At 61.9% G+C, this 15341-nt stretch carries 19 protein-coding genes; all 19 read left to right on the forward strand.

All coding sequences use genetic code 11. The features are described 5' to 3' along the window. The 19 genes from CUJ89_RS08600 (at position 1) to CUJ89_RS08690 (ending at position 15340) form a co-directional block, all read left to right on the forward strand. Complete coding sequence (locus CUJ89_RS08600) at positions 1-1260, forward strand: phage portal protein (protein ID WP_114176950.1); 1260 nt, start codon at positions 1-3, stop codon at positions 1258-1260. Then, the gene (locus CUJ89_RS08605; protein ID WP_114176951.1) at positions 1257-2225 is read left to right on the forward strand and encodes a S49 family peptidase; all 969 of its coding nucleotides are present in this window, start codon (positions 1257-1259) and stop codon (positions 2223-2225) included. Before CUJ89_RS08600 ends, CUJ89_RS08605 begins: the two co-directional genes overlap by 4 nt. A gap of 102 nt (positions 2226-2327) precedes the next feature. After that, the gene (locus CUJ89_RS08610; RefSeq protein ID WP_114176952.1) at positions 2328-3635 is read left to right on the forward strand and encodes a phage major capsid protein; all 1308 of its coding nucleotides are present in this window, start codon (positions 2328-2330) and stop codon (positions 3633-3635) included. Positions 3636-3694: 59 nt separating this feature from the next. Continuing rightward, the gene (locus CUJ89_RS08615) at positions 3695-3880 is read left to right on the forward strand and encodes a hypothetical protein (protein WP_114176953.1); all 186 of its coding nucleotides are present in this window, start codon (positions 3695-3697) and stop codon (positions 3878-3880) included. Positions 3881-3886: 6 nt separating this feature from the next. Next, a complete protein-coding gene (locus tag CUJ89_RS08620) occupies positions 3887-4450 on the forward strand; it encodes a hypothetical protein (protein WP_114176954.1) in 564 nt (187 codons plus the stop codon). Further along, complete coding sequence (locus tag CUJ89_RS08625) at positions 4450-4785, forward strand: phage head closure protein (RefSeq protein ID WP_114176955.1); 336 nt, start codon at positions 4450-4452, stop codon at positions 4783-4785. Before CUJ89_RS08620 ends, CUJ89_RS08625 begins: the two co-directional genes overlap by 1 nt. Continuing rightward, positions 4775-5245, forward strand: coding sequence for a hypothetical protein (locus CUJ89_RS08630; protein ID WP_114176956.1), 471 nt, complete (start codon positions 4775-4777; stop codon positions 5243-5245). Before CUJ89_RS08625 ends, CUJ89_RS08630 begins: the two co-directional genes overlap by 11 nt. Positions 5246-5251: 6 nt before the next feature. Next, a complete protein-coding gene (locus CUJ89_RS08635) occupies positions 5252-5842 on the forward strand; it encodes a hypothetical protein (RefSeq protein WP_114176957.1) in 591 nt (196 codons plus the stop codon). Next, positions 5839-6102, forward strand: coding sequence for a DUF2635 domain-containing protein (locus tag CUJ89_RS08640; RefSeq protein ID WP_236654934.1), 264 nt, complete (start codon positions 5839-5841; stop codon positions 6100-6102). Before CUJ89_RS08635 ends, CUJ89_RS08640 begins: the two co-directional genes overlap by 4 nt. Beyond that, positions 6099-7595 carry a phage tail sheath subtilisin-like domain-containing protein gene (locus CUJ89_RS08645; RefSeq protein ID WP_114176958.1) on the forward strand — a complete coding sequence of 499 codons (1497 nt, stop codon included), beginning with the start codon at positions 6099-6101 and terminating at the stop codon, positions 7593-7595. The genes CUJ89_RS08640 and CUJ89_RS08645 overlap by 4 nt, the downstream gene beginning before the upstream one ends. A gap of 69 nt (positions 7596-7664) precedes the next feature. Then, positions 7665-8012 (forward strand): phage tail tube protein, encoded by a 348-nt coding sequence (locus tag CUJ89_RS08650; protein WP_114176959.1) that lies wholly within the window; start codon positions 7665-7667, stop codon positions 8010-8012. 8 nt (positions 8013-8020) lie between these two features. After that, positions 8021-8299, forward strand: coding sequence for a phage tail assembly protein (locus tag CUJ89_RS08655; RefSeq protein ID WP_236654935.1), 279 nt, complete (start codon positions 8021-8023; stop codon positions 8297-8299). A gap of 133 nt (positions 8300-8432) precedes the next feature. Continuing rightward, complete coding sequence (locus CUJ89_RS08660) at positions 8433-10370, forward strand: phage tail tape measure protein (RefSeq protein WP_114176961.1); 1938 nt, start codon at positions 8433-8435, stop codon at positions 10368-10370. Positions 10371-10377: 7 nt separating this feature from the next. Next, positions 10378-11616, forward strand: a complete 1239-nt coding sequence (locus tag CUJ89_RS08665; protein WP_114176962.1) for a DNA circularization protein — start codon at positions 10378-10380, stop codon at positions 11614-11616. Continuing rightward, positions 11617-12732, forward strand: a complete 1116-nt coding sequence (locus CUJ89_RS08670; protein WP_114176963.1) for a phage baseplate assembly protein — start codon at positions 11617-11619, stop codon at positions 12730-12732. After that, positions 12729-13307, forward strand: coding sequence for a phage baseplate assembly protein V (locus CUJ89_RS08675; RefSeq protein ID WP_114176964.1), 579 nt, complete (start codon positions 12729-12731; stop codon positions 13305-13307). The genes CUJ89_RS08670 and CUJ89_RS08675 overlap by 4 nt, the downstream gene beginning before the upstream one ends. After that, entirely contained in the window at positions 13304-13732 is a 429-nt protein-coding gene (locus CUJ89_RS08680; protein WP_114176965.1) for a phage GP46 family protein, read from the forward strand. Before CUJ89_RS08675 ends, CUJ89_RS08680 begins: the two co-directional genes overlap by 4 nt. Continuing rightward, the gene (locus CUJ89_RS08685) at positions 13704-14750 is read left to right on the forward strand and encodes a baseplate J/gp47 family protein (RefSeq protein ID WP_114176966.1); all 1047 of its coding nucleotides are present in this window, start codon (positions 13704-13706) and stop codon (positions 14748-14750) included. Before CUJ89_RS08680 ends, CUJ89_RS08685 begins: the two co-directional genes overlap by 29 nt. Further along, entirely contained in the window at positions 14741-15340 is a 600-nt protein-coding gene (locus CUJ89_RS08690; protein WP_114176967.1) for a YmfQ family protein, read from the forward strand. Before CUJ89_RS08685 ends, CUJ89_RS08690 begins: the two co-directional genes overlap by 10 nt. Position 15341: the final 1 nt, after the last annotated feature.

Raw genomic sequence — 15341 nt, forward strand, 5'->3', positions numbered from 1 at the left:
ATGTTCTTCAGTAGGCAATTGCTGTCCAACCTCGGTCAGACGCAGATGGGTTCCGGCGGGTGGGTGTCGGCTCTGCTCGGTAGCTCGCGATCGGACTCCGGCCAAGTGGTCACTCCGGCAAGCGCACTGTCACTGACGGTCCTGCAAAACTGCGTAACGCTGCTTTCGGAGAGCATCGCGCAGTTGCCGATCGAGCTGTATGAGCGGTCCGGCGATGACAGGAAGCCGGCGACCGATCACCCGCTCTATTCGATCCTGAAATACGAGCCGAACCCGTGGCAGACGCCCTTTGAGTATCAAGAGCAGTCGCAGGTCGCAGTAGGTCTTCGCGGCAACAGCTACAGCTTCATCGACCGCGATCAGGATGGAGTGATCCAGGGGCTGTATCCGTTGGACAACGAGGCGGTGACGGTCATGAAGGGGGCGGACCTGAAGCCGTTCTATCGAGTCTACGGATCCGATCCGATGCCGCAACGCCTCGTTCACCATGTCCGGTGGATGTCGATCAACGGTTACACGGGGTTGTCTCCCGTCATGCTTCATGCGAACGCGATCGGGCACGCACAGGCGATCCAGCAGTACGCGGGAAAGTCGTTCATGAACGGTACGGTGCTGTCTGGGGTGATCGAGCGACCGAAGGAAAGCCCGGCGCTGAAGGACCAGGCCAGCGTGGATCGAATCACGGATGGCTGGAATGCGAAGTTCGGGGGCTCTGGAAACGCAAAGAAGGTCGCGCTTCTGCAAGAAGGCATGACGTTCAAGCCGCTGTCGATGACGAACGTCGACGCAGCGCTGATCGAAGCGTTGCGCCTTTCGGCGCTCGATATTGCGCGGATCTACAAGATTCCGGCTCACATGGTGAACGAACTGGAGCGGGCCACGTTCAGCAACATCGAGCATCAGGAAATTCAGTTCGTCATCTACACCCTGTTGCCGTGGGTGAAGCGGCACGAGCAGGCGAAGACGCGCGATCTGCTGCTGCCGTCGGAACGTAAGCAGTATTTCATCGAATACAACCTCGCGGGGCTGCTGCGAGGCGACCAGTCGTCGCGCTATGCCGCGTATGCGGTCGGGCGTCAGTGGGGCTGGCTGTCGATTAACGACATTCGCCGGCTTGAGAACATGCCGCCGGTCAAGGGCGGCGACATCTACCTGAGCCCGATGAACATGGTCGACGCGTCGAAGCCGCAGCAGCTTCCTGTCGGCAAAACGGAGCCGACGAAAGCGGCAATCGACGATATTGGGAGGATCCTATCTTGAAACCGCACCTCAGACTGGCAAGTCTGATTTTCAATCAGCCGCAGCTCGTCACGGACCCGATGATGTCGCTCGCTGTGCAGTGGGCGAATCAGGCACTCAACCTGAACATCGTCAACCTGACCGTGAACGGCGTGCAGCCGAAGATCATGGAAGACGACGACTACGACAGCGGCACCCGGATGGCGGCTGCGTCGGATCGCCGGCGCGCGCTGGTCGCCGAGACGGGCATGGACATCATTCCCGTCTCGGGGATCCTGGTGTCGCGCTCGGCGCACATGAATCCGTGCGAGCCGATGACGAGCTATGAGGGCCTGCGATCTGCCGTGCATCAGGCAGTCGCGGACCCGGCAGTCGAGCACATCGTCCTCGACATCGACAGCAACGGCGGCAGTGCAACCGGCGCGTTCGAGTTGGCCGACGACATCCGTGCTGCCTCGCTTGTGAAACCGATCACGGCGATCGTCAACTTCTCGGCCTTCTCGGGCGGCTATCTGATTGCCGCTGCGGCGTCGAATGTGATCGTCAGTCGCACCTCGGGCGTCGGGTCTATTGGCGTGATCGCCAACCATCTCGACGTCTCGAAGCGTGACGAACAGCAGGGGATCAAGGTGACGTCGGTATTTGCCGGGGATCACAAGAACGATCTCACGCCTCATGAACCGCTGAGCGACCAGTCGCTGACGTTCCTCACTAGCATGGTGCAAAACAGCTATACGCAGTTTGTCGACGCGATCGCGAACTTCCGGGGCTTGAGCACGCAAGCGGTGAAGGACACTCAGGCCGGTATCTTCTTCGGCAAGCAAGGCGTCGAAGCTGGGCTTGCGGATAGCGTTGAGACGCCGCAGGCAGCGATCAACCGAATTGCTGCCGAAGTGCGCGCGTCTCGTGCCGACCGTCAAGGCGTGAACGCGAGACGTAGCGTTTCGGCTCGCGCAGCCGCAATGAATATGCGGACCATGATGTAGCCAGTCGCAAAAAATCGGATTGTTCACGATCAACACCGGAGTGCGTTCGCGTCTCGGTTGAGCACTGCCACCTTCGGGTGGCATTTTTTTTGGAGAAGAGTAGTGAATATCAATGAACTTCGCCGCGAACGCGCAGCCATCAACCAGCGAGTGCAGTCGCTGGCACAGATCGAGGCTGGCGGTACGGCGCTTTCGGTCGAGCAGCAAGCTGAATTCGATCAGCTCAGCTCGAAATTCAACGATGTGAGTTCGCAGATCGAGCGCGCAGAAGCTGCGGAGCGTATGGCTGCGGCGGCTGCGGTTCCGGTCGATCCGACGCCGGCCGCAGTCGCTGCACCGGGTGCCGCAGCCGTGCCGGCACAACCGAAGGCGCCGGAAGTGAAAGGCGCAAAGATGGCGCGCATGGTACGCGCGCTCGCAGCGGCCCGAGGTGACGCACAGCTCGCATCGAAGCTGGCGATCGAGCGCGGCTTCGGCGAGGAAGTGGCCATGTCGCTGAACACCCTCACTTCGAGTGCGGGTGGTGTCCTTGTGCCGGAGAACCTGTCGAGCGAGGTCATCGAGCTGTTGCGTCCTAAGTCCGTCGTTCGCAAGCTCGGCGCGCGCACGCTGCCGCTGTCGAACGGCAACATCACCATCCCGCGCCTGAAGGGTGGCGCTATCGTCGGCTACATCGGCGCGGACAGCGATATCCCGACGACGCATCAACAGTTCGACGATCTGAAGCTGACGGCGAAGAAGATGGCCGCGCTAGTGCCCATTGCGAACGATCTCATCAAGTATGCCGGCGTGAATCCGAATGTCGATCAGATCGTGGTCGGCGATCTCACTTCCGCGATCGGTGCGCGCGAAGACAAGGCGTTCATTCGCGACGACGGTACGGCAAACACACCGAAGGGCCTGCGCTTCTGGGCGCTCGCCAGCAACGTCATCACCGCCAGCGACGGTTCGACGCTGCAGAAGATCGAAACGGATCTCGGCAAGGCAATTCTCGCGCTCGAAAACGCCGACGCCAATTTGACGCAGCCCGGCTGGATCATGGCGCCGCGAACGTTCCGGTTCCTCGAAGGCCTGCGCGATGGCAACGGCAACAAGGTCTATCCGGAACTCGCCAACGGCATGCTGAAAGGCTACCCGGTCGGCAAGACGACGCAGGTGCCGATCAATCTCGGCGAAGGTGCGAACGAGTCGGAAATCTATTTCACCGATTTCGGCGACGTGTTCATTGGCGAGGAAGAAACGCTGGAAATCGACTACAGCAAGGAGGCGACCTACAAGGATGCCGACGGCAACATGATCAGCGCGTTCCAGCGCGACCAGACGCTGATCCGCGTGATCGCGAAGAACGACTTCGGCCCGCGCCATGTGGAGTCGATTTCCGTGCTGACCGGCGTGACCTGGGGCGCGTAAGCGGCTCTGCAACTGCGCGGCCCACCCGTTCGTGGGCGGGCCGCATACGGGAGAAAAGGATGAAGGTGGTCAAGTTCAAGCGGCATTACGCGCAGTACACGCCGGGCGACGTCGCCGGGTTCGAGGACGAGCATGCAGACAGGCTCGTCGAGGCGCAGATTGCCCAGGCGCACGGGCCGGAGACGAAGGAGGCGAAAACACCGCCGAAGGCTGAAGTTTCCAAGTCGGCTGCGGCGAAGGGGTAAGCCGGTATGGGCGCTGTTCTCGTCGAATATGTGAACGAGGCTGAGCCGCTTACCTTCGAGGACGTCGCCTCACAATGCCGAATTGATGACGACGATGAGCGTGAGTTCATCGAACAAGTGGTGATTCCCGGTGTGCGCCAAGCGGCCGAAAGCAGGTCGGGCGCGGCGATCCGTAAGGCGCGCTATCTCGAGCGGCTTGGATCTTTCCCGAAAGACGAGATCTCACTGTCCGTCGGGCAAGTCTTCGCTATGGACGCGGTAGCAATTCGTTCCATGTCCGGTGAGCGTTCGACGCTAAGCGAAGCGCAATTCGAGCTAATTCAATTGGGGCGCGAGACGCTTCTTGCGCCGGTTAGCGGTCATTGGCCGGCAGTCGGCGCGCCAACGCTCACATATCGGGCGGGCATTGATCTCGATCGCTTTCCGTCGGTTCGCTCGTGGATGCTTCTTGCGGCGGCTTGGGCATACGAGAACCGGGAACTCTTCTCGTCGGGGCAGTCTGTCGTGGCTATGCCGGGCGGGTTTGCGGACGCGCTTCTTAATCCAATCACCGTTCCCCCGAGGTTCTGATGCGTATTCCACGAATCGGTGACCTTGATCGGCGAGTGCAGCTTCGCGAGCGCCGGGACTATCCCTATCGCGATGCCGAGCTTGCGTCCGAATTTCCGGAGCGAAAGCCGCGCTGGGCGAAGATCGAGCCGGTCGGCGCGGCTGTGTACAGCGGCAGCGTGCAGATCGACGAAAAGGTTACTCACCGAATTTACCTGAGACACCTCGATGGCGTCACGAACGACTACGAGGTGGTGTATCGCGATCGGGTATTCCGAGTGAAACGTGTCGGCGATGTGAATGGTGCACGACGTTTTACGGTTCTCGAAGTGGAGGAACTGGTAAATGGCAGGTAATGCCGATATTGCTTTGCATATCTCCGGCTTTGAGGGATTTGACCGCTCGATCGATTTCGACAAGAGAGAGGTTCGGAAAGGGATGCGCAAGGCCGGCCGCATCGTCGAGCGCCGAGCGAAAGCGCTTGTCGCGATCCGTGGTCGATCAGCGCCGGGGGGGTATCCGGCTCGGCGAACTGGACGGCTTCAGCGGTCGATCAAGACGAAGGTTTCGCGCTCGGGATTCATGGTCAAGGTCATGCCGCAGAAAGTCGCCGGCATGCGCGATTTCTATTCGGCGTTTTTGTACTACGGCGTGCGGCGCAAATCGGGCGTTCGTGGTGGCCGCGGTTCACGCGGTACGTCGAGTTGGCGTATCGAGCCGCGCGGCAACTACATGGTGGATGCGAAGGACGACAGCACGCGCGAGGTTCGTATGCTGCTCGTCGACGTGTACCGCCGCGCACTCACGATCCGCTGAGGTGTCATGAAGCTATCGCCAACGATCGCGCATGTGCGCGAATTCTGTCCGCTGTTCGAGCGGCGAGTGTCCGGAGGCATCGATTGGGGAGCGCTGGAGGAAAGCGCAAAGCTGGAAATGCCCGCGGCGTTCGTCGTGATGACCGGCGACGATCCTGCACCGAACGAGTTGCAGAACGGGACGAGGCAGGAAATTGCCGACGAGTTCGACGTTGTCGTTGCGCTCAAGCAGGGGAACGAGCGGGGCCAGGCGGCGGCCGACGAACTGCATGACGTACGCGCGGCACTGCTGCGCGCGCTCGTCGGATGGATGCCTGACAACTGTTACGAACCGATCGAGTACACGGGGTGCGATCTCGTGTCGACCGACCGGTTTCGCGTTCTCTATCGGTTCGGCTTTTCGGCGGTGTGGACGCTCGGGAGCGACGACGATCCCGAGACCTGGCACGAGGACATGCTGGATCAATTGCCGGCATTGCAGGGCGTCGACATTCACGTCGACGCCATCGACCCGATGGCGGATCCGAATCGGAAAAAGCCCGGCCCGGACGGCCGGATCGAAATGGAGCTCCGTGTTGAGCTAAAGGATGAACGATGACAAAAACCATGCGCGTGAAGCCCGCGGACGGGCGAATCGTTCGTGACCCGTTGCGCGGTGACGATCTGCCGGCCGAAGGGCGCGATGTGCCGCGAAATGTGTACTGGCGCCGCTGCGTGCAGGCGGGCGACGCAATTGAAATTGCTGAAACGGGCGACGCGGACGCGGCCGCGATCGCCGAGTCGGCCGCCGCCGATGTGCCCTATGCAGCGCCGAGCGGCGCTGCTCAAGGCAAGGCAACCAAAGGGAGTAAGGGATGATCAGCTTCAACAATATTCCCGCGGATCTCGCAGTGCCGTTGTTCTACGCTGAAATCGACAACTCGGCGGCGGCAACGGGAGGCAACACGCTGCGCCGACTGATCGTCGGGCAGGCGAACGACGATGCCGTAGTCGACGAGCCATCGCTCACGTTGCTATCGCGCACGAGCGATGCGATTGCATTGGCTGGTGAAGGGTCGATGCTTGCTTCGATGAGCGACATGTGGCGCCGCGGCGACCCTGTTGGCGAAGTGTGGGGGATCGCGGTGAAGGTCGCCGAAGGCGTGGCGGCGAAGAGCACGATCGAACTGATCGGCACGGCGACCGAGACCGGTCTGCTCTCGCTTTACGTCGCTGGTCGACGCGTGCGCGTGACCGTTGCGAGTGGTGCAGTCGCCGCCGATGTTCTGCTGCAGCTGGTGGCCGCCGTCAACGGGACGGCGAATATGCCGGTGCGGGCTGCCATTGCGGGCGTCAAACTGGATCTGACGTGCAAGTGGAAAGGCGATACGGGCAACGACATCGCGGTCGAATTCAATCGGGGCGGCTTGGCCGCGAACGAGCGTTTGCCTGCGGGGCTGACCGCAACGGTTTCGCCGATGACGGGTGGTGCGGGCTCGCCCGAACTGGCTGACATCCTGGCTGTGGTGGGCGACGAAGAATTCGAGTTCGTCTGCCAGCCGTGGACGGATCCGACGTCGCTGGATGCGTTCGCGGAATGGATGAACGACGTTTCGGGTCGCTGGGCGTGGTCGTCGATGTTGTACGGGCATGTCTATTCGGCACGCCGTGGTACGCCGGGCCAACTGGTTGCCGCTGGTCGTCTGCGCAACGATCAGCATATGACGATCAACGGGTTCGAGCCCGACTCGCCGCGTCCGTCGTGGGAACAGGCCGCGGCGTTCGGCGCGCGGCAAGCTGTGTTCATCTCGGCCGATCCGGCGCGGCCGACCCAAACCGGGCTGCTTGTCGGGATCGGCGCGGCTCGACCGGGAAAGCGGTTCATCCTGAACGAGCGCCAGTCGTTGCTGACGAGTGGCATCGCGACGACGAACTCCGCGGATGGTTCGGTGCGAATCGAGCGCGCGGTGACGACGTACCAGCGCAACGCCTACGGGCAGTCGGACAACAGCTATCTCGATTCTGAGACGCTGCATACCACCGGGTACGTAATGCGGTTCCTGCGCCAGAGGATCACGAGCAAGTACGGTCGGCACAAACTGGCCGTCGACGGCACGCGATTCGGGCCGGGCGCCGCGATCGTAACGCCGAAGATCATTCGCGCGGAGTTGATCGCGGCGTACGACGAACTGGAGCTCGCTGGCATCGTCGAAAACGCCGACCTGTTCGCGCAATACCTGATCGTCGAGATCAACAAGTCGAACCCGAACCGTATCGACGTGCTGTTCCCGCCAGACTACATCAACCAGCTGCGCATTTTCGGGCTGTTGAACCAGTTCCGCTTGCAGTATCCGGAAGCGGCGGCGGCCTGACGGCGTCGACGACAGCGCTAACCGAGCGGCCCGCCATCGTGCGGGCCGCTGTCATTTCAGGAGACCGATATGGGTCAGAAGGTCGCCGGGACCGCCTATGTGAAGGCGGATGGCGAGCAGTTTTCAGTGACGGGCGGCGTCGAGTGCCCCCTGTCGGATGTTAAGCGCGAGAGCATTTTGCCGGGCCTCTATAAAGAAGAGGACCGCGTGCCGTACGTGAAGGTCGACGCGGTATTCGAGAAGAGCTTCCCGATCGCGAAAATTCAATCGGCCGACGATATGGTCGTGACGGTGGAATTCAAGAATGGTCGTGTGTACGTGCTGAGCGGCGCCTACATTGTGGGGGAGCCAGCGGCAACGGGCGATGACGGTAAGGCATCGCTGGAATTCAACGGCGTGAAAGGACGGTGGCAATGAAGATTCGATTGAGCAAGCCGATCGACGCCCACGGCGAGACGCTGGACGCGTTGGAACTGCGCGAGCCGACCCCGGCGGACGTACGGGCAATCAAGGCGCTGCCGTATGCGCTAGATCGCGAGGAAAACGTGCACGTACGCCCTGACGTCGTCGCGCAGTACATCGCGCGCCTCGCGAGTATTCCGCCGTCGTCGGTCGATCAAATCGACTTGGTCGACTTCAACTCGATCTGCTGGACGGTCGCGGGTTTTTTCTTGACTCGGGCGTCTCAGACGCCGACGACCTGATTGGTGGCGTCTACGAGCTCGCCCATTTCTGGCGCGTCGATCCGGAGCAGGAAATGACGCGCCCGATTTCGATCATTCTCGAGCATTTTGAACAGGCGAACCGCATTAGTCGTGCGGTCCCGGAGACGTAAGCGTGGCGGACCAATTTCAACTCAAAGCGCTGATTACTGGCGTCGACAAGCTGTCTCCGGCACTCCAGGGTATTCGGAAGAATATCGCGGGCTTCCGGAAGGGGCTGAAGGCGGACGGACTGGGCGAGATCGGGTTTAAGGACGTGGTGGCGGGTGTTGCCATCGCGGCGCCCATTATTGCGGCGACGAAGGCGGCGATCGACTTCGAGTCGTCCATGGCGGACGTGAAGAAGGTCGTCAACTTCGATACGCCCGAGCAGTTCAAGAAGATGTCCGACGACGTGCTTGATCTGTCGAAGCGTTTGCCGATGGCTGCGCGCGACATCGCGAAGATCACGGCGGCTGGCGGCCAGGCAGGCATCGACAAGAGCGAGCTCGCTCAGTTTTCCGAAGACGCTGTGAAGATGGGCGTCGCCTTCGATCAGACGGCGGAAGAATCCGGAGACATGATGGCGAAGTGGCGAACGGCGTTCAAGATGGGGCAGGACGACGTTGTTTCGCTGGCGGACAAGATTAACTATCTCGGGAACACTGGTCCGGCCAATGCACGTCAGATTTCCTCGATCGTGACGCGCATCGGCCCGCTCGGTGCGGTGGCCGGCATGGCGAGCGGTCAGATCGCGGCGATGGGTGCGACGCTGGCCGGCGTTGGCGTACAGGAAGAAGTCGCCGCGACTGGCATGCAGAACTTCATGCTGGCGCTGACGGCCGGCGGCAGTGCATCGAAGAAGCAGCAAGGCATTTTCAAGGCGTTGCGGATGGACGCCAAGGCGGTCGCGGCCGGCATGCAAAAGGATGCGCAGGGGACGATCGTACGCGTCCTGTCGGCGGTGAGCAAGGTCGACAAGGTCAAGCAAACCGCAGTGCTCGAAGGATTGTTCGGTCGCGAGTCGATCAAGGCGATTGCCCCGATGCTGACGAACCTCGATCTGCTCAAGAAGAATTTCGAGAAAGTCGGAAATTCGACGCTGTATGCGGGCTCGATGCAGCAGGAATACGACGCGCGCGCGGCAACGACGGCGAACAACCTGCAGTTGATGTCGAATCGATTTACGGCGATCGGCATTGCTGTCGGCAACGTCGTATTGCCGCCGCTGAACGAGTTTCTTGCGTTCATCGGCCCGATTGCCGACGGTGTCGCTGCGTTCGCGACAGACAATCCGGAACTCGTCAAGGGGTTGCTCGGCGCGGCTGCCGGCCTCATCGCATTGCGTGGCGCCGCGGCGATCGCGACCGTCGCAATGAAGATTTTCACGACGGTGTCGAGCCTCACGCCGCTCGGGCTGGCGGTACGTGTGCTTGCGTTGGCGGCCGGATTTCTGATCGCGAACTGGTCGAAGGTTGAGCCGTTCTTCGAAAAGGTTTGGGCCGGAATCAAGGATGTGTTTTTTAGCTTCCCACTCGTGCAGGTTATCGCGGAGAACTGGGGGCCGATTACCGAATTTATGTCGGCGCTCTGGGGCGCAACGAAGATCGTGATCGGAGCGGCCTGGGAGGGCATCAAGGAGATGTTCTTCAACTTCACGCCGCTGGGCATCGTCATCAAGAACTGGGAGCCGATCGTTACGTGGTTCTCGCAGCTGTGGGACCGGGTGAAGCCCTATATCGAGCCGCTGATGAGCGGTGCGAAGTGGCTCGGCGGAAAGCTTGGCTTCGACGGCGGCAGCGCGTCGACGGGTGACGTGTTGCGCTCAGGCGCGGCGAGTTTGCGAAACTGGACGTTGGCGCAACAAACCGGTGTATCGACAGAGTCGGCGCGTCTCGCGAGCGGCGTACTCGCGCAGCAGGGCGCGGCGAACGCGCGGCTTCAGGGCGATCTGAAAATCCGGTTCGATGGTGCCCCGCCGGGGATGCGCGTCGAGCAGGCGCAGACGAATCAACCGGGCCTGTCCGTGACGCCGAGCGTTGGCTATCGGTCGCTCTCCGGCGTGCCGCAATGAGGTCATCATGAGTTGGCGTGAGAAATTGCGACCGGCGTCGTTCCGTGGCGTGCCGTTCAAGGTTGTCGACGACAAGACGCCGGTCGGGCGCCGCGTCGTTGTGCACGAATATCCGCGGCGGGACAGCAGTTATCCGGAGGACAACGGCAAGAAAACTCGGGAATACACGATGACCGCGTTCGTCATCGGTTCCGATTGCCTCGATCAGCGCGACAAATTGCTCGATGCGCTTGAGCAGGAGGGGCCGGGCGAGCTGATTCATCCGTGGCTCGGCGCGCTGCGCGTCCAGTCCGGCGAGTGCGACATGACGCACGTGAAGGCGGACGGCGGGATGGTCCGCTTTACGCTGGTGTTTCACGACGCCCCGGATCTGAAGTATCCGAACGGTGCGGCGAACACCGGTAAGCAGGCGCTCGACAGCGCGGACGGGCTTCTCGATACCGCGCTGAGCCGCTATCGCGATGCGGTTGCGTTGGTCGATCTGGCGCAGGTGACGGTCGATAGTCTGATGCAGCAGGGCGGTTCGATTTTCGACGTGCTCTATCGATATGCGTCGCCGTTCACGGTGTTGTTCGGCAGCGTGCGGAGCTTCGTCGAAACACTCGTCGAAATGCCGGGCGCGATCGCGGATCGATTCCGTTCCGCATCGGATCCGGCATTTGTCTCGCGCGTGGCCCCCGCCGGTTACGCGGATGCGATTTCCGAAGCGCTCGGCAAGGTGGGGGCGATCTCGACGCTGGATGAGATTCCGCTGCCGCGCGGGCGCGAGGCAAGCAAGTTATTCGGTGCGACGGCCGATCTCGTGCAGGACGTGTTGCTGGTGGACGTCGTGCGCGATGTCGGCGAACTGCCGACCTACTCACCGGCTACGTTGCCGGCGGGCGCGCCGGCGCTGGATGTGCAGATCGCCAATCCGGCGCCCGCTATCGATGTGCCCGTCGCGGATGATCTGCGCGACCTTGCAGAGGTTGTTTCCGAGTCCATGTGGCAGCAGGGAATGACCGCGCCCCGTGAACATTTCCAGGCGTTGACAAACAGCCGCGTGAAGGTCGCGCAGCATTTGACGAAGGTCGCGCGCGAAGGTGTCGGTCTGGTGACGCTAACGCCGCTGGAGGCGGTGCCGGCGCTCGTGCTCGCGTACCGCCGATACGGAGACGCGGCGCGCGGCGACGAGGTTGTGATGCGCAACCGGGTCGCGCATCCCGGCTTCTTGCCGACCGTGCCACTGAAGATTCTTTCTCGATAAATGGCTGACAAATCCAATACCGTGACGTTGACCGTCAACGGGCTCGATTTTGCGGGATGGACCGACGTGCGTATCTCGGCGGGTATCGAACGGCAAGCGCGCGATTTCGAGCTCGCGATCACATGGAAGTGGCCTGGTAGCGGCGACGTGCCGAGGCAAGTCAAGCAGGGCGACCGATGCGAGGTCCGTATCGGGTCCGATCTTGTGCTGACGGGATACGTGTTCTCGACTCCGATCCGGTACGACGCCGTATCGCTTACGTGCGGTATCGCCGGCCGGTCGCTGACAGCTGATCTTGTCGACTGCGGGGCGGACAACAAGCCGTCGCAGTGGCGCGGTCAGGGCGTGGGCCGGATCGTCGAGGCGCTGGCCGCGCCCTACGGCGTGAAAGTCGTCGACGAGTCGGGGGATGCGGGAACGCTGGCCGATCACACGATCGAGCCCGGTGAAACGGTCTTCGATTCGATCGACCGGCTATTGCGGTTGTCGCGGTTGTTGTCGACCGACGACGAGCGCGGGCGCCTGGTCATCGCCGAGCCGGGGAGCGCGGGCAAGGCGTCCGACAAGCTCGAGGTGGGCGTCAACATCAAGGGTGGCGATGCGCCGCTCGATTTTTCTCAAGTGTTCTCCGAGTACGTGTGCAAGGGGCAACGCAGCGGAACCGATGAGGTGTTCGGCATCGCGGTCAGCGAGATCGAGGCGCGTGTGGCGGATCCGAGAATCGCGCGGCATCGGACGATGGTGATGCGTGAGGCCGGCCAGATGACGGCCAATCTCGCGCGGCTACGCGTTGAGTGGGAAAGCGAGAACCGGATCAGCAAGGCGCTGACGACAACCTACGAGGTGCAGGGCTGGCGGCAGTCGAACGGCCAAATCTGGCGACACAACCAGATCGTGCGTGTCGTCGATCCGATTGTCGGTTTCGATCGAGACATGCTGATCGTGGAAATCGAATATTCGCAAAGCAATACGGGCGGGATGGTCACGAAGTTGACGGTCGCCCCGCCGGACGGATTTGCGGCCGAGCCATTGACGAAGCGGAAAAAGGTCAAGGGCAAGAAGAAAGGCAAGGACAACTTTGAATTTCTGCTGCCGGCAGATTGGGAAAAGCAATGAACAAGTTGGGTGCATGGCTGGTTCGCGGGGTCGTGTCGCTCGTGAATTCAGCGTCGAAGATGCAAACGTTGCAGACGCGGTTGATGGCGGGCGGGGTCAAGGATGGGGTTGAGCATTTCGAACCGTATGGGTTCACATCGCATCCGATCGAGGGGGCCGAGACAATCGTCGGTTTTCTCGGCGGCGATTCGTCGCACGGTGTGGCGTTGGTCGTAGCCGATCGCCGGTTTCGCCCGCTGAATCTTAAGCCCGGAGAGGTCGCGATTTTCACGAACGAGGGCGACAGCCTGATTCTGCGCAACGGCCGCATCACCGAGCTGACAACTGGAACGTTCCGGGTCAATGCCTCCGAAAAAATCGAGTTCAATTCGCCGATCGTTGAGGCGTCGGAGCAGGTTGTTGCAAAGGGGCGGTTGACCGCGCAATCCGGCATGGCGGTACTGGCCGGCGAGGCAGGGGAGGAGGCGGCGACGTTCGATGCGCCCATTCGCACGCCCGACGTCATCGTCAACGGCAAGAGCACGGCGCGGCACCGCCACGCAGAGACAGGCGGCATTACGGAAGAAATGCAATGAGCGACGCTCGAGAAGCGATGTTGCAGCGCGCGGTCGAGATCAGCTTGTTCACGTGGCGACGGGCCGAACCGGGCGATTCGCTCGACGACGACGAACGAATGGGATGGTGGGGCGACAGTTTCCCTGACGTCGCAGGTGATCGAATCGGCTCGCGCTTGTGGCTGTCGCGCCGGCAGGTGTTGACCGCGGAAGTGTTGCGCCGTGCCGAGGAATACTGCCGCGAAGCGCTGCAATGGATGCTCGACGACGAAATCGTGACAGCAATCAGCGTCACCGTGAAGCGAGCGACTGGTGTGGGGCGCGCGGCAACCGAGCGAGCGATCGGGGAGATTGTCCTGTCCGATGATCGCGACGGGCCGCTCACCATCAACTACGACGACATGTGGAGAATTTTCGATGACTTTTCCGTTGCCGACGCTTCCTGAACTGATTGAGCGAGTAGGCGGTGATTTGACGTCCAACGCTGACGGGGCGCTCCGGCGTTCAGATCAGCGCGCGCTTGTGCGGGTCCATTCGGGCGCCAGTCACGAAATGCACGGCTATCTGGGATGGACGGCGCGACAAATTCTGCCTGACGAGTGCGACGAGGTAATGCTGTTGCGCCACGCCCGGCTGAGGCTCGCGGTGCCGCGCAAAGATGCTGCTGCCGCGGCTGGCTTGGTAGCTGCCAGCGGGGCTGAAGGGAAAACCATCGACGCGGGCGCCCTGCTGCAGGCCGACGATCAGCGACGCTACGTGGTTGTCGAGACCGCGACGATTCAAGCTGGAGCCGCGAAGGTTCAGGTGCGAGCAGTGGATGCGGGGATCGCAGGCAACATTGGTGCCGGCGTGCGGTTGCGGTTTATTTCACCAGTCGTCGGCGTGTCGGACACCGTCATTGTCGTTGATCCCGGAGTTTCGGGCGGCACGGATCAGGAGTCGGTCGAGCGATTGCGACAACGGGTCATTCGATCCTATCGCCTCGTGCCGGATGGTGGGAACGGAGACGATTACGTGACATGGGCGCTCGAGGTGCCCGGCGTTACGCGGGCGTGGTGCCGGCCGCACTACATGGGGCTCGGCACGGTCGGCGTGTTTTTCATGCGCGACGACGATCTCAACCCCGTTCCGGATGAGCAAGCGTGTGCGACGGTGAAGGCGTATATCGAGCGTCAGCGCCCCGTGACGGCGGAGTTATACGTGCTTGCGCCGAAGCCGCGAGCGATCGATTTCGATATTCGGCTTTCGCCGGATGATGAGGCAACGCGCACTGCTGTCGTGGAAAACCTGTCCGATTTGCTGGAGCGGGAGGGGGCCCTCGGAGTGACCGTACTTGAATCGCATCTCAGGCAGGCGATCAGCGGTGCGCGCGGCGAGCGTGATCACAAGCTGCTGCAACCGATCGGCGACGTTGCACAGCAGCCTAACGAGATTCCTGTAATGGGAGCCGTGAAATGGCAGTGAAGGACGAGGCGGACTATCTGCAGATGCTACGCGCGCTACTACCGTCCGGTCCGGCATGGAGCGATGAACTCGCCCCGCAGGTGCACCGCGTGCTCGCCGGCCTCGCGCCGGAATTCCTGCGCATCGATGCCCGTGCTCGCGTGTTGCTCGACGAGATGGACGCGGCGACGGTGCGCGAGCTAGTGCCCGATTGGGAGCGAATCTGTGCGTTGCCGGACGAATGTCTCGGGCCAGCGCAGTCATTCGAAGAGCGGCAGCGCGAAGTGCGGAACCGATTGCTGGGCGTTGGTGGTCAACGCATCGCGTATTTCGAATCACTCGCACGTGATAACGGCTATCCGGATGCCTGGATCGAGGAGCACCGCGCGCCGCGGTTTGGACGGTCGAGATTCGGCGTTGCTCGCTTTGGCACCTGGGCGCAGCAGTACATCTGGACGATGCACATGGGGCGGCGGCGCAGCGACGGTCGCCGGTGGGGCGTGACCGTTTGGGGTGAGCGGTTCGGGCGCAACCCGAATATCGGCATCGAATGCTACATCCGGCGTCACGCGCCCGCGCATACGTTGGTGATTTTTGACTACGAGGTATAGG

The organism is Burkholderia pyrrocinia (assembly GCF_003330765.1).
Taxonomy (GTDB): Bacteria; Pseudomonadota; Gammaproteobacteria; order Burkholderiales; family Burkholderiaceae; genus Burkholderia; species Burkholderia pyrrocinia_B.

Excerpts from the sequence above, each read along its gene's own strand:
- CUJ89_RS08600 (WP_114176950.1), top strand. The coding sequence starts at position 1 with ATGTTCTTCAGTAGGCAATTGCTGTCCAACCTCGGTCAGACGCAGATG.
- CUJ89_RS08615 (WP_114176953.1), top strand. The coding sequence starts at position 3,695 with ATGAAGGTGGTCAAGTTCAAGCGGCATTACGCGCAGTACACGCCGGGC.
- CUJ89_RS08620 (WP_114176954.1), top strand. The coding sequence starts at position 3,887 with ATGGGCGCTGTTCTCGTCGAATATGTGAACGAGGCTGAGCCGCTTACC.
- CUJ89_RS08625 (WP_114176955.1), top strand. The coding sequence starts at position 4,450 with ATGCGTATTCCACGAATCGGTGACCTTGATCGGCGAGTGCAGCTTCGC.
- CUJ89_RS08630 (WP_114176956.1), top strand. The coding sequence starts at position 4,775 with ATGGCAGGTAATGCCGATATTGCTTTGCATATCTCCGGCTTTGAGGGA.
- CUJ89_RS08635 (WP_114176957.1), top strand. The coding sequence starts at position 5,252 with ATGAAGCTATCGCCAACGATCGCGCATGTGCGCGAATTCTGTCCGCTG.
- CUJ89_RS08640 (WP_236654934.1), top strand. The coding sequence starts at position 5,839 with ATGACAAAAACCATGCGCGTGAAGCCCGCGGACGGGCGAATCGTTCGT.
- CUJ89_RS08645 (WP_114176958.1), top strand. The coding sequence starts at position 6,099 with ATGATCAGCTTCAACAATATTCCCGCGGATCTCGCAGTGCCGTTGTTC.
- CUJ89_RS08650 (WP_114176959.1), top strand. The coding sequence starts at position 7,665 with ATGGGTCAGAAGGTCGCCGGGACCGCCTATGTGAAGGCGGATGGCGAG.
- CUJ89_RS08665 (WP_114176962.1), top strand. The coding sequence starts at position 10,378 with ATGAGTTGGCGTGAGAAATTGCGACCGGCGTCGTTCCGTGGCGTGCCG.
- CUJ89_RS08670 (WP_114176963.1), top strand. The coding sequence starts at position 11,617 with ATGGCTGACAAATCCAATACCGTGACGTTGACCGTCAACGGGCTCGAT.
- CUJ89_RS08675 (WP_114176964.1), top strand. The coding sequence starts at position 12,729 with ATGAACAAGTTGGGTGCATGGCTGGTTCGCGGGGTCGTGTCGCTCGTG.
- CUJ89_RS08680 (WP_114176965.1), top strand. The coding sequence starts at position 13,304 with ATGAGCGACGCTCGAGAAGCGATGTTGCAGCGCGCGGTCGAGATCAGC.
- CUJ89_RS08685 (WP_114176966.1), top strand. The coding sequence starts at position 13,704 with ATGACTTTTCCGTTGCCGACGCTTCCTGAACTGATTGAGCGAGTAGGC.
- CUJ89_RS08690 (WP_114176967.1), top strand. The coding sequence starts at position 14,741 with ATGGCAGTGAAGGACGAGGCGGACTATCTGCAGATGCTACGCGCGCTA.